Annotated in this window: 16 protein-coding genes; 8 read left to right on the top strand and 8 right to left on the bottom strand. The window is 62.5% G+C overall.

Translation table 11 applies throughout. From position 1 onward, the window contains the following. Positions 1-66: 66 nt before the first annotated feature. Entirely contained in the window at positions 67-846 is a 780-nt protein-coding gene (locus tag ABIB73_RS33080) for an enoyl-CoA hydratase-related protein (RefSeq protein ID WP_354231059.1), read from the bottom strand. Between the two features lie 210 nt (positions 847-1056). Between ABIB73_RS33080 and ABIB73_RS33085 the strand changes: the two genes are divergently transcribed. After that, on the top strand, positions 1057-2331 hold the full coding sequence (locus ABIB73_RS33085; protein ID WP_354231061.1) for an acyl-CoA dehydrogenase family protein: 1275 nt from the start codon (positions 1057-1059) through the stop codon (positions 2329-2331). 186 nt (positions 2332-2517) lie between these two features. Here ABIB73_RS33085 and ABIB73_RS33090 read toward each other — a convergent pair whose 3' ends face one another. After that, positions 2518-4098 carry a fatty acid--CoA ligase gene (locus ABIB73_RS33090; protein ID WP_354231063.1) on the bottom strand — a complete coding sequence of 527 codons (1581 nt, stop codon included), beginning with the start codon at positions 4096-4098 and terminating at the stop codon, positions 2518-2520. Between the two features lie 220 nt (positions 4099-4318). Next, positions 4319-5191 (bottom strand): SDR family oxidoreductase, encoded by an 873-nt coding sequence (locus ABIB73_RS33095; RefSeq protein ID WP_354231065.1) that lies wholly within the window; start codon positions 5189-5191, stop codon positions 4319-4321. Between the two features lie 105 nt (positions 5192-5296). Between ABIB73_RS33095 and ABIB73_RS33100 the strand changes: the two genes are divergently transcribed. The 5 genes from ABIB73_RS33100 to ABIB73_RS33120 all read left to right on the top strand — a co-directional run bounded on the left by ABIB73_RS33100 (position 5297) and on the right by ABIB73_RS33120 (position 9865). Beyond that, the gene (locus ABIB73_RS33100; RefSeq protein ID WP_354231067.1) at positions 5297-6106 is read left to right on the top strand and encodes a crotonase/enoyl-CoA hydratase family protein; all 810 of its coding nucleotides are present in this window, start codon (positions 5297-5299) and stop codon (positions 6104-6106) included. Positions 6107-6248: 142 nt separating this feature from the next. Beyond that, complete coding sequence (locus tag ABIB73_RS33105; protein ID WP_354231069.1) at positions 6249-7793, top strand: acyl-CoA synthetase; 1545 nt, start codon at positions 6249-6251, stop codon at positions 7791-7793. A gap of 20 nt (positions 7794-7813) precedes the next feature. Next, entirely contained in the window at positions 7814-8194 is a 381-nt protein-coding gene (locus ABIB73_RS33110) for a nuclear transport factor 2 family protein (RefSeq protein WP_354231071.1), read from the top strand. A gap of 110 nt (positions 8195-8304) precedes the next feature. After that, positions 8305-9390: a rhomboid family intramembrane serine protease gene (locus ABIB73_RS33115; protein ID WP_354231073.1), complete on the top strand. Its 1086-nt coding sequence runs from the start codon at positions 8305-8307 to the stop codon at positions 9388-9390. Between the two features lie 70 nt (positions 9391-9460). After that, complete coding sequence (locus tag ABIB73_RS33120; RefSeq protein WP_354231075.1) at positions 9461-9865, top strand: YccF domain-containing protein; 405 nt, start codon at positions 9461-9463, stop codon at positions 9863-9865. Positions 9866-9967: 102 nt separating this feature from the next. On the opposite strand, the gene ABIB73_RS33125 is transcribed toward ABIB73_RS33120, so the two are convergent. Further along, the gene (locus tag ABIB73_RS33125) at positions 9968-10321 is read right to left on the bottom strand and encodes a hypothetical protein (protein ID WP_354231077.1); all 354 of its coding nucleotides are present in this window, start codon (positions 10319-10321) and stop codon (positions 9968-9970) included. A gap of 71 nt (positions 10322-10392) precedes the next feature. Next, the gene (locus tag ABIB73_RS33130; protein WP_354231079.1) at positions 10393-11511 is read right to left on the bottom strand and encodes an IS630 family transposase; all 1119 of its coding nucleotides are present in this window, start codon (positions 11509-11511) and stop codon (positions 10393-10395) included. A gap of 380 nt (positions 11512-11891) precedes the next feature. On the opposite strand from ABIB73_RS33130, the gene ABIB73_RS33135 reads away from it, so the two are divergent. Together ABIB73_RS33135 and ppc are read left to right on the top strand one after the other, a co-directional pair. Further along, the gene (locus ABIB73_RS33135; RefSeq protein ID WP_354231081.1) at positions 11892-12143 is read left to right on the top strand and encodes a hypothetical protein; all 252 of its coding nucleotides are present in this window, start codon (positions 11892-11894) and stop codon (positions 12141-12143) included. Between the two features lie 1691 nt (positions 12144-13834). Further along, positions 13835-16633, top strand: coding sequence for a phosphoenolpyruvate carboxylase (gene ppc / locus ABIB73_RS33140; protein WP_354231083.1), 2799 nt, complete (start codon positions 13835-13837; stop codon positions 16631-16633). Between the two features lie 125 nt (positions 16634-16758). Here the strand turns inward: ppc and ABIB73_RS33145 are convergent, their stop codons facing one another. From ABIB73_RS33145 to ABIB73_RS33155, 3 genes are all read right to left on the bottom strand, one after another. Further along, positions 16759-17877, bottom strand: a complete 1119-nt coding sequence (locus tag ABIB73_RS33145; RefSeq protein WP_354231085.1) for an SMP-30/gluconolactonase/LRE family protein — start codon at positions 17875-17877, stop codon at positions 16759-16761. Positions 17878-18006: 129 nt separating this feature from the next. Beyond that, positions 18007-18921 carry an SDR family oxidoreductase gene (locus ABIB73_RS33150; RefSeq protein WP_354231087.1) on the bottom strand — a complete coding sequence of 305 codons (915 nt, stop codon included), beginning with the start codon at positions 18919-18921 and terminating at the stop codon, positions 18007-18009. Positions 18922-19077: 156 nt separating this feature from the next. After that, a complete protein-coding gene (locus ABIB73_RS33155; RefSeq protein ID WP_354231089.1) occupies positions 19078-20220 on the bottom strand; it encodes a thiolase C-terminal domain-containing protein in 1143 nt (380 codons plus the stop codon). Between the last annotated feature and the right edge of the window lie 2 nt (positions 20221-20222).

Raw genomic sequence — 20222 nt, forward strand, 5'->3', positions numbered from 1 at the left:
TTCTCAGATGCGCAATTGCGCATCATAGTTCGCGCCAAGTGGCGCGCCCCGGAATGACGAGGGGAGCTACTTTCCCACCCATTTCGGCGGACGCTTCTCCGAAAACGCCTTCGGGCCCTCGATGTAGTCCTGCGAGGCGACCATCGCCTTCACCGCCGGATATTCCCGTTGCTCCTCGATCGCCTGCTCGAGCGCCACGGCGAGGCCCTTCTGGATGGTCTGCTTCGATGCCCGGATCGACATCGGCGAGTTCTTGGTGATCATCTCGGCCCAGCGCAGCGCGCCTGCAAGCGCCGCGCCCTGTGGCACCACCTCGTTGACGAAGCCGAGCTCTTGGCCTTCCTTGGCGCTGACGTGGCGCGCGGTGAGGATCATGCCCATGGCCCGCTTCAACCCGATTTGCCGCGGCAGCCGGTGTAGGCCGCCGGCGAGTGCAGCGAGGCCAACGCGCGGCTCGGGCAGGGCGAAGGTCGCATTCTCCGAGGCAATGATCAGATCGCAGGCGAGCGCGATTTCGAAGCCGCCGCCCATGGCAACGCCGTTGACCGCGGCGATGATCGGCTTGTCGCAGTCGAAACGGGACGTGAGGCCGGCAAAGCCACCCTTGTCCCAGCCGCGCTTGCCGCCCGCCGCCTGCCACTTCAGGTCGTTGCCGGCGCAAAACGCCTTGTCGCCCGCGCCGGTGACGATCGCGACCCACTGCTCCGCATCGGCGGAGAAATCGTCGAACACCTTTTGGAGCTCAAAATGCGCGTCGGTGTGCAGCGCGTTGTAGACCTCGGGTCGCGACAGCGTGACGATCGTGATCGGCCCCTTGCGTTCCACCCTTGAAAATTTCAGCTCCATGGTCGCTCCCGCATTTGCTCGTGAAGGAATATTGAGGCGCATACTACCGCGCGGGCGTCGTTCAACACCATCGAATTGCGCAACGTGCCTTGCGCGCTTCACACGCCTCGGCTTGCTTGACTTGGCCGTGCTCTTCTCACCTTAATCGCGCGAAGCAAAAGCGCGCGTAGCGCCTTAACGCAAAACGATAAAATCATCCGGGAGAGACTCGTGGATTTCTCATTGCCTGCCGATCTCGTCGCCTATCTCGGAGAGCTCGACCGTTTCATCGACCGCGAGATCAAGCCGCTCGAAGCGGCCGACGACAACATCCGTTTCTTCGATCATCGCCGCGAATGGGCGCGTACTGATTTTGAGAATGGCGGCCTGCCGCGGCATGAATGGGAGGCGCTGCTGCGCAAGGCAAAGGACCTTGCCGACGCCGCTGGACATTTGCGCTTTCCGGTGCCGAAGCAATATGGCGGCAAGGACGGCTCCAACCTTTGGATGGCGGTGATCCGTGAACACTTCGCCGCAAAGGGTCTCGGCCTGCACAACGATCTCCAGAACGAGCACTCCATCGTCGGCAATTTCCCCGTCGTCACCATGCTCGACCGCTACGGCCGCGACGACCAGAGGGCGATGATCGACGGCTCGATCAAGGGCAAGTACCGCATCACCTTTGGTCTCACCGAGCCAAATCACGGCTCGGACGCGACTCACATGGAGACGCGCGCGGTGCCGGCGACCCGCGACAACGTCAAGGGCTGGATCATCAACGGTGAGAAGATGTGGACGACCGGCATGCATGTCGCCACGCATTGCGCGCTGTTCGCGCGCACCAGCGGCAATGACGGCGATGCGCGCGGCATCACCTGTTTCCTGGTGCCGGCCAAGAGCCCCGGCGTCAGGATTGAGGAATACATGTGGACCTTCAACATGCCGACCGACCATCCCCGCGTCAGTTTTACCGATGTGTTCGTGCCCGAGGATGCGCTGTTCGGCGAGGTCGGCCGAGGCCTGTCGCTCGCGCAATGCTTCGTGCACCAGAATCGCATCCGTCAGGCCGCGAGCTCGCTCGGTGCGGCCGTCTACTGCATCAACGAAAGCGTCAAATATGCGCGTGAGCGAAAACCGTTCGGCAAGGCGCTCGCCGAAAACCAGGCGATCCAGTTCCCGCTGGTCGAACTCGCCACGCAGGCCGAGATGCTGCGGTTGTTGATCCGCAAAACCGCGTGGGAGATGGACAAGCTTAACGAAGAACAGATCGAGCGCACGCTCTCCGACCGCGTCTCGATGTGCAACTACTGGGCAAACCGCCTCTGCTGCGAATCCGCCGACCGCGCCATGCAGGTCCACGGCGGCATGGGCTATTCGCGCCACAAGCCGTTCGAGCACATCTATCGCCATCACCGGCGCTATCGGATCACCGAGGGCAGCGAGGAGATCCAGATGCGGAAGGTGGCGGGGTTTTTGTTCGGCTATATGGGGCCGGGCAAGCATTGAGGAGTCGCTACGCGTTATCTCTCCCCAATGTCGTCCCGGCGAAGGCCGGGACCCATAACCACAGGGAGAAGTTATGGCGTAAGGTCGGAGTTGCTAGTCTTCGCCAAACCCAATGCTGTGGGTATGGGTCCCGGCCTTCGCCGAGACGACGATGTGGATAGGGCGCGCCTTTACCCACTCACGCCATCAATTCACCCTTCGGTCCTTCCCCGCCCAATACGGCTCGCGCAACTGCCGCCGCAAGATCTTGCCGCTTGGATTGCGCGGCAGGGCCGGCAGGAACTCCACGCTCTTCGGCGTCTTGAAGCCGGCGATGCGCTCGCGGGTGAAGTTGATGATGTCGATTGAGGTCGCCTGCTTGCCCGGCTTCATCACCACCACGGCCTTTACCGCCTCGCCCCATTTGTCGTCGGGCACGCCGATCACGGCGGCTTCGGCGACATCAGGGTGATCGCACAGCGCGCTCTCGACCTCGGCGGGATAGATGTTCTCGCCGCCGGAGATGATCATGTCCTTGATGCGGTCGTGGATGTAGAGATAACCGCCCTCGTCCATGTAGCCGGCGTCACCGGTGCGCAGCCAACCGTCGCTGCGCAGCGTCGAAGCGGTCGCCTCAGGCAGATTCCAGTAGCCCGCCATGTTGGAGCCCGAGCGCGTTGCGATCTCGCCGACCTCTCGTGGCGGCAACGGTGTGCCGTCCGCGTCCAAAATCGCGATCTCGACGCCCGGCAGCGCCTTGCCGGCCGAACGCATCCGCTCAAGCCCCTCGACGTGATCCTCCGGCGGCAAGGCGACGATCGTGCCGGTGGTCTCGGTCATGCCGTACATCTGCACGAAGCCGCATTTGAAGACCTCGATGCATTCCTTCAGCAGCGCCGCCGGGATCGGCGAGGCGCCGTAGAGCATGTATTTCAGGCGCGAGAAGTCGACCGTCTTCGCGCGCGGCTGCCGCACCACGAACTGCATCGCCGCCGGCACCATGAACAGTTTCGTGATGCCTGATAGCTCGAAGAAATCCAGCACCTTGGTCGGATCGAACTCGCGCGCGATCACGCCGCGGGCGCCGTGGTAGAGTCCCATCACGCCCCAACCGGAGCCGCCGATATGGAAGATCGGCATCGCCACCAGCGACACGTCGTTGGTCGACCACCGGTTCCAGTCCGGCTTGTCCTCGGCGTTTCCGGTCTGCACCAGGTTGAGAAAGTTCGCATGCGACAGCATCGCGCCCTTCGGCTTGCCCGTGGTGCCTGATGTGTAGAGCTGGATCGCGATGTCCTTGGTGTCGATCGGTATCCTGGGATCGTCGCCGCTCTGCGCGTCGCGCCACGCCGTAAAGTCCTGCCATTCCGGCGCACCGCCTTCGGTGGTGATGATGGTGCGGACGCCCGGAATCTGATCCTTGATCTGCTGAACCTGCGCAACGAACTCCGGCCCTACGAACAGCACCGGCGCCTTGCAATCGGCAACGATGAAGGCGACCTCGGGCCCGGCGAGCCGCCAGTTCACCGGCGCCATCACCACGCCCGCCTTCATCGCGCCCATCAAGAGCTCGAAATAGATGTCGCTGTTTTTGCCCAGATAGGCAATGCGCTCGCCCTTCTCGACGCCCATCGCGATCAGCGCATTCGCGACCTTGTTGGTGTTGACGTCGAATTCGGCAAAGCTGCTGACGCGGCCCTCGAACTCATAGGCGGTCGCGTTGCGGCGGCTCTTCGCGCGCTCGCGCACCATGTCGGCGAGGTTCGCCAACGGCTGTGTGGTGGACATGTCTCTCCCGTGGGCGTTTTGTTTTTGTGCCGCGGAGTGTGGCGTCATCCGCGGGCAAAGACAATACGAGAGGGGGACGCCGCTCTCTCAGCGCCGTCGTCCCGGCGAAGGCCGGGACCCATAACCACAGGAGCTAGTTTGACGAAGACTCGTGGTTACCTCCCTACGCCACAACTTCCCCTCGGGGTATGGGTCCCGGCCTTCGCCGGGACGACAGCAACTACCCCCGCGCAGCACGATCCTTCTCGTTCTGCGCCTTGATCGAGTCCCGTGCCTTGGTCCAGTCGTCGTCGCTCCAGTCGCGCAGCTGGTAGAAATTTCCGCCCATGGCGAGCGCCTGGGCGCCGTCCATGGCGATGGTCTCGCCGGTGATCCAGTCGCAGCCGCCGGAAATCAAAAACACCGCGAGGTTCTGCAACTCCTCCATGGTGCCGACGCGGCCCATCGGATTCATCGCCTTGGTGCGCGCGCCGGCCTCGTCGCCGGGCTTGATGCGCTTGCTCATGCCTTCGGTCGGGATCTCACCCGGTGCGATCGTGTTCAGCCGAATGCCGTAGCGGCCCCATTCGGTCGCGAGCGACATCGTCATCGCATGGATCGCCGACTTGCTCATCGCCGACGGCACGACGTAGGGCGAGCCGTTGCGCACCCAGGTCACGGTGATGGAGACGACATTGCCGGGCTGCTTCAAAGCGATCCAGCGCTTCCCCACCGCATGCGTGACATAGAACGTGCCGTGCATGACGATGTTGGCGACCGCGTCGAAGCCGCGCGGCGACAGCTCCTCGCTGCGCGAGATGAAATTGCCGGCGGCGTTGTTGATGAGGTCGGTTAGCGGCGTCTCGCGAAAGATGTTCTCGACCATCTCCTCGACCGCCAGTGCGTTGCGGATGTCGACGCCGTGGCTGGTGACGCGGCCGCCATACTGATCCATCAGCTCGGTCGCGGTCTCGTCGCAGACGATCTTGCGGCGTCCGCAGATGTGCACCTCCGCGCCGAGCTCAAGGAAGCGCGCCGCCATCGACTTGCCGAGCCCGGTCCCGCCGCCGGTGACGAGGATGTTGCGGCCGGCCAGAAGGTTTTCCTTGAACATGGCTGTTTCCTCCGCAGGGATTGTCAGTTAATTGGTCGATTGACTAAATCCGGCCGCCGTCTTCCTGTAAAGCGGCACTGAACAAGAACAGGGGAGAATTCGTCCATGGAAGAGCGCGTCTCGATCTCGATCTCGGAAGGCGTTGCCGACGTGCGCCTGGTACGCGCGGACAAGATGAATGCGCTCGATCAGGCGATGTTCGAGGCCCTTGTTGCCGCGACGGACCGGCTTTCGAAGGACAAAAGCGTGCGCGTCGTCGTCCTGTCCGGCGAGGGCCGCGCCTTCTGCGCTGGTCTCGACATGGGGCGTTTTGCCGCCATGAAAGAAAAGGGCGGCAATGGAATTCCGGCTGGCGAAAATCGTGACCTCGCGGCGCGCACGCACGGCCAGGCGAACTTTCCGCAGCAGGCGGTGTGGGGCTGGCGCCAGCTCCCGGTGCCGGTGATCGCCGCGATCCACGGCGTTGCCTTCGGCGGCGGCTTTCAGCTCGCGCTGGGTGCCGACATGCGCTTCCTCAGCTCAGATGCGCGGATGTCGGTGATGGAGATCAAATGGGGCCTCGTGCCCGACATGGCGGGCACGCCGATCCTGGCTTCGCTCGTGCGCGACGACATCTTGCGCGATCTCACTTACACCGGCCGCATCTTCTCCGCGCAGGAGGCGATGACGTACGGCCTCGCCACGCGCATCTGCGATGATCCGCGCGCCACGGCTCTCGAAGTCGCACGCGAGATCGCCGGCAAGAGCCCCGATGCGATCCGGGCCGCGAAGCGTTTGCTGAACAATCTCTCGGTCGATCCAGGGCCGGCGCTGCTCGCCGAGTCCGTCGAGCAGCAGAAGCTCATCGGCAGTGCGAACCAGACCGAAGCGGTGCGTTCCAATCTGGAGAAGCGTGCGCCGAAGTTTGCGGATTGATGTGTCTTCCGTCATGGCCGGGCTTGTCCCGGCCATCCACGTTCTTGGTCCGATGCGGCGAAGCAAGAACGTGGATCACCGGGACAAGCCCGGTGATGACGACTAATTGGCACCGTCGCTAAACAACAAAGAAAAACAACAAATGAGCGAAACGTCCCAATTCCTCGGCATTGTCTCCGGCGAGCGCCGCCGCGCCCACGCGGAGGTCGCCGGCCGTGCCGACCGCATTGCGAGTGGCCTCAGCAAGATCGGCGTCAAACAAGGCGATTGCGTCTGCATGTTGATGCGCAACGACATCGCGTTCCTGGAGGCCGCTTACGCCGCGATGCGGCTCGGGGCCTATGGCGTGCCGATCAACTGGCACTTCAAGCCGGAGGAGATCAACTACATCCTAGAGGATACCGGTACCTCCGTGCTGATTGCGCATGCCGACATGCTGCATGGCCTGCGCAATGCGATCCCTGAGGGCGTCACCGTGCTCAGCGTGCCCACGCCGCCGGAGATACTTTCCAACTACAAGATCGATCCGGATCATCTGGCGACGCCGGACTTCGCGATCAATTTCGAATCATGGCTCGCGCAACACCAGCCTTATGACGGTCCGGTCGTGCCGCAGCCCATGAACATGATCTACACCTCGGGCACGACCGGCCATCCCAAGGGCGTGCGGCGCAATGCGCCGACGCCGGACCAGCAAGCGGCCGGCGAGCGCATGCGCGCGATGATCTATGGGCTGAAACCCGGCGCCCGCGCGATCCTGCCCGGCCCGCTCTATCACTCCGCACCGAACTCGTTCGGCATCCGCGCAGGAAAACTCGATGGCGCGCTGGTGCTGATGCCGCGCTTCGAGGCTGAAGGGTTTCTCGAACTGATCGAGCGCTACAAAATCGACACCATCTTCATGGTGCCAACCATGTTCATCCGCCTAATGAAGCTGCCGGAGCTGGTACGCAAAAAATACGACGTCTCCTCGCTGCGCCACATTATCCATGCCGCCGCGCCCTGTCCGGCGGATGTCAAGCGCGCCATGATCGAATGGTGGGGGCCGGTGATCTACGAATTCTACGGCTCGACCGAATCCAGCGCCGTCACCTTCGCGACCTCGGGGGACGCGCTGAAGAAGCCCGGCACGGTCGGCAAGATTTCGCCGGGTGCGGAGCTGCGCTTCATCGGCGAGGACGGCCGCGTGCTGCCGGCGGGCGAGATCGGCGAGATCTACTCCCGCATGGCCGGGATGGCTGATTTCACCTACCACAACAAGCCGGAGAAGCGCGCCGAGATCGATCGCGGCGGCTTCATCACCTCCGGTGACGTCGGTTATATCGACGAAGATGGCTACGTATTCATCTGCGACCGCAAGCGCGACATGGTAATTTCGGGCGGCGTCAACATCTATCCCGCCGAGATCGAATCCGTGCTGCATGCCGTGCCCGGCGTCCATGATTGCGCGGTGTTCGGCATCCCCGATGCCGAGTTCGGCGAAGCGCTGATGGCGGTGGTCGAGCCGCAGGCCGGCATCACGCTCGATGCGTCCGATATCCGTGCCCGGCTGAAAAGCTCGCTCGCCGACTACAAGGTGCCCAAGCACATCGAGATCCGCACCGGGCTGCCGCGCGAGGACTCCGGAAAGATTTTCAAGCGCCGCCTGCGCGATCCCTATTGGGAGCAGGCCGGGCGGAAGATCTGATGTGAATGTAGGAGATCGAGATGGATGACCGGGCCAAGCTGACAGCGCTTCAGCGTCATTGGGATGCTTCGGACGCAAGCGATTTCGAGGTCGAGCACGAGATCTATCTCGAAGAGGCCGTGCTGGATTATCCGCAATCGGGCGAGCGGATCCGTGGCCGGCGCAATATTCAGGAGAGCCGTACCGTACAGCCAAACAAGAAGCGCTTTACGGTTCGGCGCATGATCGGCGGTGGCGATCTCTGGGTCAGTGAGCTCGTCCTGACCTATGACGGCGTCCCTTCCTACGTGGTGAGCATCATGGAGTTCCGCGGAGAGCAGGTGGCCCACGAAACGCAATATTTCGGCGATCGGTTCGACCCTGGGTCCTCGCGTGCGCATCTTGTCGAGCGAGCGGTCTAGATCGCCACGGCTCTATCCCGGCCGGCCGAATTTGGGATGCACGCTGGGGTGGCAATGATCGATCGGCTCGGCTAGATTGCCGGTCCCGCACGAGCCGCTTGCGTTCATTCATGCCATCATACCGCACCAGTTTCTTCGAAGTCCCGCATGCCGCGGTCTATGCATTGATGACGGTGACGGTTCTCGCGTCGGGACTTTGCTTCATCCAGTCCGGCGGCCCGGCGGCGCCGGCCGAGTTGCTGTATCGCTATGGCGGGATGTATTCGGGCGCGTTGCCGCGGCACGAATACTGGCGCCTGTTGGCCTATGGCTTCCTGCACGTCAATTTTGTCCACCTCACGATGAACATGTTGTGCCTCGTGCTGTGGGGCGGGCACCTCGAGAGGCGGGTCGGACCGGCCTACTTTCTCATCCTTTACCTCTGCGCCATGGTGTTCGGCGCCATCATCGGCAACGCCATCCATGCCACGCCCTATCTGACAGTCGGCGCATCCGGCGCCACGTCGGGCATCCTCGGCGCGCTGTTTTGCCTGTGGATCCTCGGCAAGCTCGATCTGAGGTTCGACTTCTTCGCCATCAACATCGGGTTGAATATCGCCTTTGCATTCGGCAATTCTCGGATCGATTGGGGCGTGCATCTCGGCGGCTTTTCCGCCGGGTTGATCGCTTGCGCGTTACTGGACCTCGTCGAGAAGGCGAATGCTTACGCGCTTCGCTGCAAGTTTCCGGAAGCCGTGAAGGTCAACCTTACCTTGCTCGGCTGTGTCGCCGCGTTGTGGGGGTGGGCCGGCCAGGCACTGGCAACCGCAGGGCTTCCCGCATGGGGTGCGGGCATCGTCTTTGCGGGCGCCTGCTGTGCCGTGGTGAAAATGGTCGACCTTGCCCTTTCCATGAAGAAGGGGCTGGCGATTGTGGTGACTGTACTGGCCGGCGCGAACGCTGCCACCGTGATACTCGGCGGTTGGGCCATAGCGTCCTCGGCTTGCGGGTCGCGCTGGCCAAGCGGGTCGATTCCGCTGGATAATTTGCTCGCTACATTCTGTTCGAATCCCGTTCTCGTGTCCGGACTGGCCGCGATTGGCGTCGCTGCGCTGACGTTGTGGCTCTGTTCGAAGGAGATGTCTCGCGGGATCGAGGATGTCGGGTTCGTCGGCGCGTCGCTGCGCGCCGAACGCAGCCGGCGCCACGGACTTTGATGCCAGGGCTGTCTTCGCAGAGACAGTTTTCGAGCTTATACAAGCTGGGTCATTGAAGGCGGAAAATCCCATGGCTCCGGTTTCCATCCTGCTCAACCTGCTCTGGATCCTCATCGGCGGTGCCTGGATGGCGTTCGGCTGGCTGGTGGCTTCCGTCATCATGGCTATCACGATCATCGGCCTGCCCTGGGCGCGGGCGGCGTTCAACATCGCCGTCTACGCCCTCCTGCCGTTCGGCTCGAAAGCGGTGCGGCGCGACGAGGTCACCGGCATGAGCGATATCGGCACCGGCCCGTTCGGGATGCTCGGCAATATCGTCTGGTTGCTGCTCGCCGGGTGGTGGCTGGCGCTCGGCCACCTCGTGACCGCGCTGGTCCTGGCCGTCACCATCATCGGCATCCCCTTCGCCTGGGCCCATCTGAAGCTCGCAGGCATCGCGCTCTGGCCGATCGGCAAGGTGATCGTGCCGGCGTAGGGCGTGGGCCTGTTAATGTTGGCTTCCGGACGTAGAGCGGAAGTCGCCCGGCTTGGCTATCATTGGCGGGTTATGACCCGAAGTCGACTCCATGTGTCCAAACTATCCTCGATCCGCGCGAACAGTTAGCCATTCATGTGTAGGCTCTAACACGCGTAGGAACTTGGGATCGTGCAGATGATACAGCATGTGGCGAAACTCTTCCCGGACCTCCAGAAGGAGATCCTCTAGCCGTTCGCCTCGCAAGGATGGATCAGCAATTTTTGGAAGCTGCTCATTCAAAAATCTTCGCAGCGATACTTCGAGATCGGTGAAAGCGTGCGCCAACGTCGCTGCTTCTGCTTGACCGTAGCGGGCGATAACCGGCGCGGAGCCGAGCCTTTCTATCAAATCACGAACGGCCTCATTTGTTTGTAAGAGACACATTGCACACCCATATCGTTGCACCGGAACCAAGTTTCAGTTTCCTTCAATCCAAATTCCAGCTTCGCTCAGGGCGTTGAGAATACGTTCGATGTCTTTGGGATCTAGTGTCCTGAACCAGAAGTTCGCAACATCGCGTCGTCTTTTGCCGGGGCATTGTATCGGCAGAAGCGTTCGATGGAAGCAAGGATGTCATCGGCGGACTTGGTCCATCGGAACGGCTTTGGATCGGCGTTGTGTCGGTCGATGAACGAAGTGATGTCAGCCCTGAGGGCGGCGACGCTACGGTAGATGCCGCGCCTGATCTTCTTATCGGTGAGGAGCGCGAAGAAGCGCTCGACCTGGTTGAGCCATGACGAGCTGGTCGGAGTCAGGTGCACGTGCCAACGTGGCCTTTTAGCCAGCCATCTTTGGATCAAAGGGGTCTTATGCGTGACGTAGTTGTCCATGACGAGATGGACGTCGAGGTCGCGCGGCACGGCGGCCTCGATCTCGTCGAGGAACTTGCGGAATTCGGCGGCACGGTGGCGCCTATAGCACTTGCCGATGACCCGTCCGGTCGCGATGTCGAGGGCGGCGAACAGCGATGTGGTGCCGTGCCTCGTGTAGTCATGGCTTCTTCGGGCCGGCTGGCCGGGACGCATCGGCAGCATCGGCTGACTGCGGTCCAGCGCCTGGATTTGGGACTTCTCGTCCACACACAGAACGATGGCGTGCTCCGGCGGCGAGACGTAAAGGCCCACGACGTCGCGCACTTTGGCCACGAAGTTTGGATCGGTTGAGAGCTTGAACGTCTCCATTCGATGCGGCTGGAGCCCGAAGGCCCTCCAGATGCGTTGCACCGTCGACACCGACAGGCCGCTGGCCTTCGCCATGCCGCGGGAACTCCAATGGGTGGCGTTCTCGGGGCAACTCTCCAACGTCCTCACGATCACGGCTTCGATGTGGGCATCGTCAACTGTACGTGGCGCCCCGGAGCGCGGCTCGTCATGCAGCCCGTCCACACGCCGCTCCACAAAACGCCGCCGCCACTTGCCGACCGTCGCCCGGTCCAGGCCCAGCTTGGCCGCCACTTCCTTGTTCTGACCGCCTTCCGCGCAGGTCAGCACGATCCGCGCTCTCAGAGCCAGCGCCTGCGCCGTCTTCCGCCGCATCGTCAGCGACTTCAGTTCGTCACGCTCTTGATCGCTCAATGTCAGGGAGGCAAGTTGCCGGACCGCCATCAGATACTCCGTCGCTGCTGCAGCCTCCATCCTTGGCACAGCGACGCGAATCTACTGCGAATCTACGATTGCGAACTTGTGACTCGGGACACTAGAACCTCACTGTCACACAGTTGATTCAATTCATCGAAGCCAATCTTGCCGTTCCGTTCACCGATTTCGATGGCTCGTCGAAGGATTTCCGGCACGCTCATGTTATCTCCATTTCAGCAGCCCTACTATACGGGGAGAGAGTCGGGTTGTGGCCCATCAGCGCAGTGGCACGCGAGCCTCAGCAGGAGGGAAAAATGAGCGATTGAAGCGATTTTGAACATTCTTAGTAGTGAGGAGATACGGCAAATCTGCTATCGTCGTCACCCCATCAGCGAGGCAGTACGCTCATGTTCAAGGTGCTGGACTGGTTTAGATCGCATCCCGTATTGATCGGCCCTGCTCTGCTGCTGACGTCAATCGCGGCGGTTCTGTATTTGTTTATTGACCCCATCACCGTCCTGTTTGTCGCGGTCATTTCTCTTACCGCTGGTTTCGCCGCGCTGGTTGACCCAAAGGCATACTCCCGTAAGCCGCCAAGATGTCAGCTTCCGAAAAGTAAGCCGCCCAACGTCATGCCAGCTAACAAGGGCAGCCATTGACCCACTTCGGACATCTCCATGTCTAATTCCGTCAGCGAACCGCGTTCACCGACCTAGCTTTTTGATGCAAATCGGTTGGCCATTAGGGACTGGGGTGCAATCCCAATCCGGACCGAAGCCGTTATTCGGCTTAGTTGGAAACCGATAGAAGCTGAAAGCGATAAGGCACAGCAGAACGACGATGAATAGAATACCCATCACATCACCGCGCCTTGGATACGGCAGAGGCCATCTCATGCCGTCCCGCTTTTCACATGCAATCTGGGGCGCTACGATGACAACCTATAGGCGAAGCGCTCTTTCACGTCACTTAAACGCTTAATTCAAATCGTGCTGATTATCGGCGACAGCTCGTAGGATGGGTAGAGCGCCAGCGAAACCCATCAAGCCGTTCGCCGATGACGAAGCATGATGGGTTTCGCAAGGGCTCAACCCATCTACGCGTGTTTGCTAATTCGCTTTGGTCAGGTCGAGAATGATGGACCCGACCGTAAATATGGCGATGGAAATGAGCGTTATCTTGTGCGCTCGGAATGCTTTCTCTCTGTATTCAAGCCCCTGAGGGGTCAGTTCGTCCTTAAAGAGCACCGCATTAAGAGGGTTAGTGTGGACGTACCAGCGCCGCGAGGGGTGGCGGCGATTTACGCTGGCGCGAATCCAAAAGTAGGACCCGACGCACATGGAGGCAAATGCCACTACCATGGCGCAACCTACACAGATTACCACCCCCGTTCTCATTACGATTCTCCAAAGGGCTGCCTCCAGTTGGTAGCCTCACTCATATCAGGCCACGCAGGGAGAGTCGCCTTCCGACCCAACAGAGACTTGCACGGCCATCGGCTTCAATGCCCCTTACAGGGCCAAAGCTGACACGAGCTCAGGCGCCTTGCGGACACAATGCCTCGCGGTGCCCGACGAGCAAAACACGCCACATGCAGGTCAAGGCATAGGCTGGCAGATATTCTGATTGACCGAATTCATGACTTCGGGTAAACCGCAGATATCCCGGCCCGCCAAAGGGGCGTTTCGCGATCGTCACGATACGCAGGCCGGGATGCGATGGACGCGGCAGCGCCGGCGCGTGACGGATGGCAGGGCGGGTAGTCCCCGTGAGTCATTGCGATCCGCGGATCGACACGGCGCGGTCACAGCGTTTCCTTTCGGCTTCGGGGCGAGCACGCGCGAGCCCTGGAATGCTCGGGGAGGGACGTCCGCGGACGGCAAAAGCGTGTGGTCCTGACGCCCGGGGTCTGTGCGTCAAGGCTTGCGGTGGTGTGAGTGCCCGACCGGGTGCGCGCATCGATCATCCGCAAGGCGACGGGGGCAATAGTGCATCGCTCCCCGGGGAGAGCGCGCCATAAGCCGTAAAACCATTGCGCAGGGAAGGCCGGGATGTCCCGGCATCACCTGCGGTCACCCCGCGTGCGTTTCTCGTATGCGGACCCTGGGTGCCAGCCGGCGCCCGGCCTTCCCTGCGCCCTTTCTTCTCGATGAGGGCGAAACGGACAGCAAAGCTCGGGCGCCTGCGCCGCGAGACGGCGACGTGTGTGCGCGGCCGGCGGCCGGGCACATTCCCGCCCATGATCCGTGACGATGCCGCATCGCCCCCAACTTCACCTTGCGCTGCGGCAAAAAACTTGCACACTCGGTTGAGCCGGGCAGCCATGCGAGCTCGAACCAGGGAGCGAGCCATGTCCCTCCAGACAATACCATCCGACGCCGCAGATCATCGTGCCAACCGCGCCGAGGACGCCCAGGCGCTGGAGGCAGATGCGCAGTTGCGCGACGACATCCGCCTGCTCGGACGTATCCTGGGCGACACGGTGCGCGACCAGGAGGGCGCCGAATTGTTCGACCTGGTCGAGCGCATCCGGCAGACCTCGATCCGGTTCCACCGCGACGAGGACCGGCTCGCCCGGCGTGAGCTCGAGCAGATCCTCGACAGCATGTCGACCTCCGAGACGGTGCGGATTGTCCGCGCCTTCAGCTATTTCTCCCACCTCGCCAACATCGCCGAGGACCAGAACAACATCCGCCAGATGCGCGCCCGCGCCGCCGCCAACAACGGCGGGTCCGGCGTGCTTGCAGAAACGCTGGCCCTCGCCAAGGGGGCGGGCATCACCGCCGACGAGCTCAGGCGCTTTTTCAAAGAGGCCCAGGTCAGCCCGGTGCTGACGGCGCACCCGACCGAGGTCCGCCGCAAGAGCACCATGGATCGCGAGATGGAGGTCGCGGCCCTGCTCGACCGCCGCGAACGGGTCACCTTGACCGAAGACGAGGCTGCGGCAAGCGACGAGCAGCTTCGCCGCGAGGTGCTCACGCTGTGGCAGACCAATCTGTTGCGCCGGACCAAGCTCACCGTGCTCGACGAGGTCGCCAACGGCCTCGCGTTCTACGACTATACTTTCCTCCGCGAGGTTCCGCGGCTGGTCAACACGCTGGAGGACCGGCTGGAGGAGGGCGGCGAGCAGGCGGCGAGCGAGCTCGCCTCGTTCCTGCGGATGGGAAGCTGGATCGGCGGCGACCGCGACGGCAACCCCTTCGTCACCGCCGACGTCATGCGCGGCACGCTGCGGCTGCAGTCGAGCCGGGTGATGCAGTTCTATCTCAACGAACTGCACGTGCTCGGCTCGGAACTGTCGATCGCGGCGCATCTCGCCGACGTCTCCGAGGAGCTGCGCACGCTGGCGGAACGCTCGCCGGACACCTCGCCGCACCGCAGCGGCGAGCCTTATCGTCTCGCGGTCTCCGGTATCTATGCGCGCCTTGCGGCGACGGCCGAAAAGCTTGAGGTCGAGATTACCCGCCGTCCCGTCGGCAAGGGCGCACCTTACGAGAGCGTCAAGGAGCTGCAGGCCGATCTCGACGTGCTCCACCGTTCGCTGATCTCGAACAATGCCCGCGTCATAGCCCGTGGACGTCTGCGGCTGCTACGGCGTGCGGTGGATTGCTTCGGCTTCCATCTGGCACGGCTCGACATCCGGCAGAATTCCGCTGTGCACGAGCGCACCATCGCCGAGCTGATGGACGCCGCGAACCCCGGCATGTCCTATCTTGCGCTCGGCGAGGAGGCGCGCATTTCGCTGCTGACCAACGAGTTGCGCAGCGCGCGCTCGCTGGTCTCGCAGTTCGTCAAATATAGCGACGAGACCATGGGCGAGCTCAACCTCTTCCATGCCGCCGCAGAGGCCCATGCGAAGTTCGGCTCGGACGCGATCCAGCAATGCATCATCTCGATGTGCAAGGGCATGTCGGACATGCTCGAAGTGGCGGTGCTGCTGAAGGAGGTGGGTCTCGTCCATCCCTCCGGGCGCAGTGCCATCAACATCGTGCCGCTGTTCGAGACCATCGAGGACTTGCAGGCCTCCAGCAGCATTATGGACCGCATGTTGTCGCTGCACGACTATCGCCGGCTGGTCGACAGCCGCGGTAGCGTGCAGGAGGTCATGCTCGGCTACTCCGACAGCAATAAGGATGGCGGCTTCGTCACCTCGGGCTGGGAGCTCTACAAGGCCGAGATCGGCCTTGTCGACGTGTTCGAACGCCACGGCGTGCGCCTGCGGCTGTTCCATGGCCGCGGCGGCTCCGTCGGCCGCGGCGGCGGCCCGAGCTATGACGCCATCATCGCGCAACCGGGCGGTGCGGTGAACGGCCAGATCCGCATCACCGAACAGGGCGAGATCATCTCGTCGAAATATTCCAATGCGGAAGTCGGCCGCAACAATCTGGAGATCCTCGCCGCCGCAACGCTGGAGGCGAGCCTGTTGCATCCGCGCCAGAGCGCGCCGCGCCGCGAATATCTGACCGCGATGGACGAATTGTCGAACCTCGCTTTCAAGGCTTATCGCGGCCTGGTCTACGAGACCGACGGCTTCGTCGATTATTTCTGGGAATCCACCGTCATCAACGAGATCGCGACGCTCAACATCGGCAGCCGCCCGGCCTCGCGCAAGAAGACACGCGCGATCGAGGACCTGCGCGCGATTCCCTGGGTGTTCTCCTGGGCGCAATGCCGCCTGATGCTGCCGGGCTGGTACGGCTTTGGCAGCGCGGTCGAGCAATGGATCGCGGAGCATCCCGACAAGGGCATGCCGTTCCTGAAAGAGCTCTACAAGGAATGGCCGTTCTTCCGCATGCTGCTGTCGAACATGGACATGGTGCTCGCGAAAAGCTCGATCGCAATCGCCTCGCGCTATGCCGAGCTGGTGCCGGACGAAGCCCTGCGCGAGAAGATTTTCGGCCGCATCCGCCGCGAATGGCATTCCTGCATCGAGACGCTGCTCGATATCATGGGCCAGGACCGGCTGTTGCAAGGCAACCCGCTGCTGGAGCGCTCGGTGCGCCACCGCTTCCCCTATCTCGATCCACTGAACCACGTGCAGGTCGAGCTGTTGAAGGAGCACCGTGCGCAGAACCCGGACGAGCAGGTGCTGCGCGGGATTCAGCTCACGATCAACGGCATCTCGGCGGGTTTGAGGAATACGGGTTGAGGCGACACAGCCAACACACACTCAGCCGTCATGCCCGGGCTTGTCCCGGGCATCCGCGTTCTTCGTATCGCGCGTCACGATGGCCGGGACGAGCCCGGCCATGACGCGTGGAGAGTGCTGAGCACTCAGCAGAAATGCGCGCCCTGCGTCTCCACATAGACCGAATAGAGCGACTGGCTCGCGGTCATGAACAGGCGGTTGCGCTTCTTGCCGCCGAAGCAGAGGTTGGCGCAGGTCTCGGGCAGCAGGATCTGGCCGATGCGTGCGCCGTCGTTGGGTGCGAACACCTGCGCGCCGTCATAGCCCGGACCGACCCACCCTGCGCCGACCCAGATGTTGCCCTCGGTGTCGACGCGCATGCCGTCGGGGAATCCGGACTTGCCGTCGAGCTTCATGTCGATCAGCCGCTTCGGGTTCGATAGTTTCTGACCGTCGAGGTCGTAGGACCACACCACGTTTTCCGCCTGCGGATAGTGCGTGATGCCGGTGTCGCAAACATAGACCTTCTTGTAGTCGTGAGAGAAGGCGATGCCGTTCGGCTTGAACGGCTCGTCGGCGACCTTCGTGAGCTGGCCGGACTGCGCGTCGAGGCGATAGACCGCTTCCTTCTGGTAGGGCTGGAGCGAGCCGGTATTGGCGAGCTTGCCCTCGTAGATGCTGATCGCGCCGTAGCCGGGATCGGTGAACCAGATCGACTTGTCGTTGGGATGCACGACCATGTCGTTCGGGCCGTTGAGCGGCTTTCCGTTCGCCTGTTCAGCCAGCGTCGTCACCGAGCCGTCGTGCTCGTAGCGGACGAGGCGCGTGCGCTCGGCGGTGATCTGGCGTCCCTCGGTGTCGAACGAATTGCCGTTGCCCTCGTTCGACGGCTTGTGGAACTGCTCGGAGATGTGGCCGTCGTCGTCGAGATAGCGAAGCTGCCGGTTGGCGGGAATATCGCTCCAGACGAGATATTGGCCTTGCGCGTTCCATGCCGGTCCCTCGGCCCAGAGGCAGCCGGTGTACAGCCGCTTGATCGAGGTGTTGCCGACCTTGGCCTTGAAGCGCTTGGGATCGATGACGATGATATCAGGATCGGGATAGCGCTGCGGCTCGGCATTGGCGCCGAAGTCGCGGGCGTCGGCTTGCGAGGCGACGACGGTGGACGCAGCGAGCGCCGCGGCGCCTTTCAAAATATCGCGGCGGCCGAGGCCGCCCGGTTCCGTTGCAGATGTGGCGTTGGGGTTGGTCAGTATTCTTGTCATGGTTTCCTCCCAAAGTTGTGTTGGGAGGCCAGTATTCGCCTGCAATCGGGCGTAAAGCAGGGCGATCTCCGACGAAGACAACCGGAGATCGCAGGGCAGGGATGCCGGAAATGCGGCTAGACGGAATCCTTACACGGGATCCCACGGGAAGATGTCGGCGGAGCGGTCGAGCTTGTAGAAGGAGCCCTTCAGCGCCGGCATGCCGTGTTCCGCGATCGATTGCGGCGTCCAGCCTTCGCTCCGATGCACCGAGCGCAGCGGACGGTTCTGGCTGAACAGGAAGAGCTCGTTCATGCGCGCGCCAAAAATCTGCCCGCTGACGTCCTTGGCGGCATCCGACAGCAGATAAGCGCAGACCGGCGCGATCTTCTCCGGTCCCATCTGCTTGATCTTCTCGACGCGCGCCTTCTCGGCTTCGGTCTCGGTCGGGATGGTGCCGATCATGCGGGTCCAGGCGAACGGCGAGACGCAATTGGAGCGGACGTTGAAGCGGCCCATGTCGAGCGCAATCGACTTCGACAGGCCGACGATGCCGAGCTTGGCGGCGGCGTAGTTGGCTTGCCCAAAGTTGCCGATCAGGCCCGACGTCGAGGTGAAGTGCACGAAGGAGCCGGCCTCCTGTTCGCGGAAAATCCGCGCGGCGGCGTGAGAGACGTAGAACGAGCCCATCAAATGCACTTTGATGACGGCCTCGAAGGCTTCCACGCTCATCTTGTGGAAGATCATGTCACGCAGGATGCCGGCATTGTTGACGACGCCGTCGAGCCGGCCAAAATGATCGGTCGCGGTCTTCACGATCTTGCTCGCCGGGATCGCTTCCGCCACCGACTCGAAATTGGCGACCGCGGCGCCGCCGCGCTTCTTGATCTCCTCGACCACCTCCTCGGCGGGAGAAGCGCTCGAGCCGGCGCCGTCGGCAGCCACGCCGGGATCGTTGACGACGACCTTGGCGCCTTCCGCAGCGCAAAGCAGCGCGATCTCGCGCCCGATGCCGCGCCCTGCGCCGGTGACGATGATGACCTTGTCTTGCAGTGATTTTGTCATGTGGGTTCTCCGCTATGCGTTCCAAATTCCATCGTCATTCCGGGATGCGCCGAAAGGCGCAGGCCCGGAATCCATACTCACGATAGTGATTATGGATTCTCAGATGCGCAATTGCGCATCATAGCTCGTCGCTTCGCGCCGCCCCGGAATGACGGGCTATTGCTTCTCGTTCGTAAACACGATCGTGCCGCTTGCGGCGAACATGCCGCCGACGCCGTGGCACACCGAAATCTTCGCATTCGGCAGCTGCGCCGGCGCGATGCCGCGCATCTGGCGCACGCTTTCCTGGAGCGCGTACATGCCGTACATGCCGGAATGCATATAGCTCAGTCCGCCGCCATTGGTGTTGAGGGGCAGCTTGCCGCCGGGGCGCGTGTTGCCGTCGGCGATGAACTTGCCCGTCTCCTCATGCGGCATGAAGCCGAGATCGCCGAGGCCGAACAGCGGCAGATGTGCAAAGGCGTCGTAGATCATGAGATGATCCACGTCCTTGTGCACGATGCCGGCCTCCTTGAACGCCAGCGGCCCCGCGGTTTTGAACGCGCGCGAGGAATTAAAAGTCTCCATCTGGCTGACCATCGGCGTCTCCACGCTCTCGCCGGTGCCCATGATGTAGACTGGCTTGCGCGGAAAATCCTTGGCGCGGTCGGCCGAGGTCAGGATCAGCGCGCCGCCGCCGTCGGTGACGAGGCAGCATTGAAGAAGACGAAATGGGTAAGCGATCATGCGCGAGTTGAGAACGTCGGCGACCGTGATCGGGTCCTTCATCATCGCGCGCGGATTCTTCGCCGCCCACTCTCGCTGCACCACCGCGACCGAGGCAAGCTGCTCATGGGTGATCCCGTAGGTCTTCATGAAGCGCAGCACGGGGATCGGGAACATGCTGGGCGGTCCGTAGACGCCGTAGGGCGCCTCGAACTGGCCTTGCAGGCTGTCGGCGGGGATCGAGCGTGGCGCCTTGCCGATCATCGACTTGCCGCTCTCGGCATGGGTGATCAGAACGGTCTTGCACAGGCCGGCCTCGATCGCCGCCGCCGCGTGCCGAACATGCAGCATGAACGAGCAGCCGCCGACCGAAGTGCCGTCCACCCAGGTCGGCTTGATGCCGAGATAGTGGCAGACCTGCTGCGGCGTCTCGACCGCGGTCGCAAAACCGTCAATGTCGGACAGCTTAAGTCCCGCATCAGCGATGGCATTGAGCGCCGCATCCGCATGAAGCTGGAGCTGCGACATGTTGGGGATGACCCCGAGCTCGGTGGTCTCGGCCGCGCCGACAACGGCAACCTGGTTTTTGCGCATGG

Origin of the sequence: Bradyrhizobium sp. F1.4.3 (genome assembly GCF_040548375.1) — a bacterium.
Lineage (GTDB): Bacteria > Pseudomonadota > Alphaproteobacteria > Rhizobiales > Xanthobacteraceae > Bradyrhizobium.

Excerpts from the sequence above, each read along its gene's own strand:
- ABIB73_RS33080 (WP_354231059.1), bottom strand. The coding sequence starts at position 846 with ATGGAGCTGAAATTTTCAAGGGTGGAACGCAAGGGGCCGATCACGATC.
- ABIB73_RS33090 (WP_354231063.1), bottom strand. The coding sequence starts at position 4,098 with ATGTCCACCACACAGCCGTTGGCGAACCTCGCCGACATGGTGCGCGAG.
- ABIB73_RS33095 (WP_354231065.1), bottom strand. The coding sequence starts at position 5,191 with ATGTTCAAGGAAAACCTTCTGGCCGGCCGCAACATCCTCGTCACCGGC.
- ABIB73_RS33100 (WP_354231067.1), top strand. The coding sequence starts at position 5,297 with ATGGAAGAGCGCGTCTCGATCTCGATCTCGGAAGGCGTTGCCGACGTG.
- ABIB73_RS33105 (WP_354231069.1), top strand. The coding sequence starts at position 6,249 with ATGAGCGAAACGTCCCAATTCCTCGGCATTGTCTCCGGCGAGCGCCGC.
- ABIB73_RS33110 (WP_354231071.1), top strand. The coding sequence starts at position 7,814 with ATGGATGACCGGGCCAAGCTGACAGCGCTTCAGCGTCATTGGGATGCT.
- ABIB73_RS33115 (WP_354231073.1), top strand. The coding sequence starts at position 8,305 with ATGCCATCATACCGCACCAGTTTCTTCGAAGTCCCGCATGCCGCGGTC.
- ABIB73_RS33120 (WP_354231075.1), top strand. The coding sequence starts at position 9,461 with ATGGCTCCGGTTTCCATCCTGCTCAACCTGCTCTGGATCCTCATCGGC.
- ABIB73_RS33130 (WP_354231079.1), bottom strand. The coding sequence starts at position 11,511 with ATGGCGGTCCGGCAACTTGCCTCCCTGACATTGAGCGATCAAGAGCGT.
- ABIB73_RS33135 (WP_354231081.1), top strand. The coding sequence starts at position 11,892 with ATGTTCAAGGTGCTGGACTGGTTTAGATCGCATCCCGTATTGATCGGC.
- ppc (WP_354231083.1), top strand. The coding sequence starts at position 13,835 with ATGTCCCTCCAGACAATACCATCCGACGCCGCAGATCATCGTGCCAAC.
- ABIB73_RS33145 (WP_354231085.1), bottom strand. The coding sequence starts at position 17,877 with ATGACAAGAATACTGACCAACCCCAACGCCACATCTGCAACGGAACCG.
- ABIB73_RS33150 (WP_354231087.1), bottom strand. The coding sequence starts at position 18,921 with ATGACAAAATCACTGCAAGACAAGGTCATCATCGTCACCGGCGCAGGG.
- ABIB73_RS33155 (WP_354231089.1), bottom strand. The coding sequence starts at position 20,220 with ATGCGCAAAAACCAGGTTGCCGTTGTCGGCGCGGCCGAGACCACCGAG.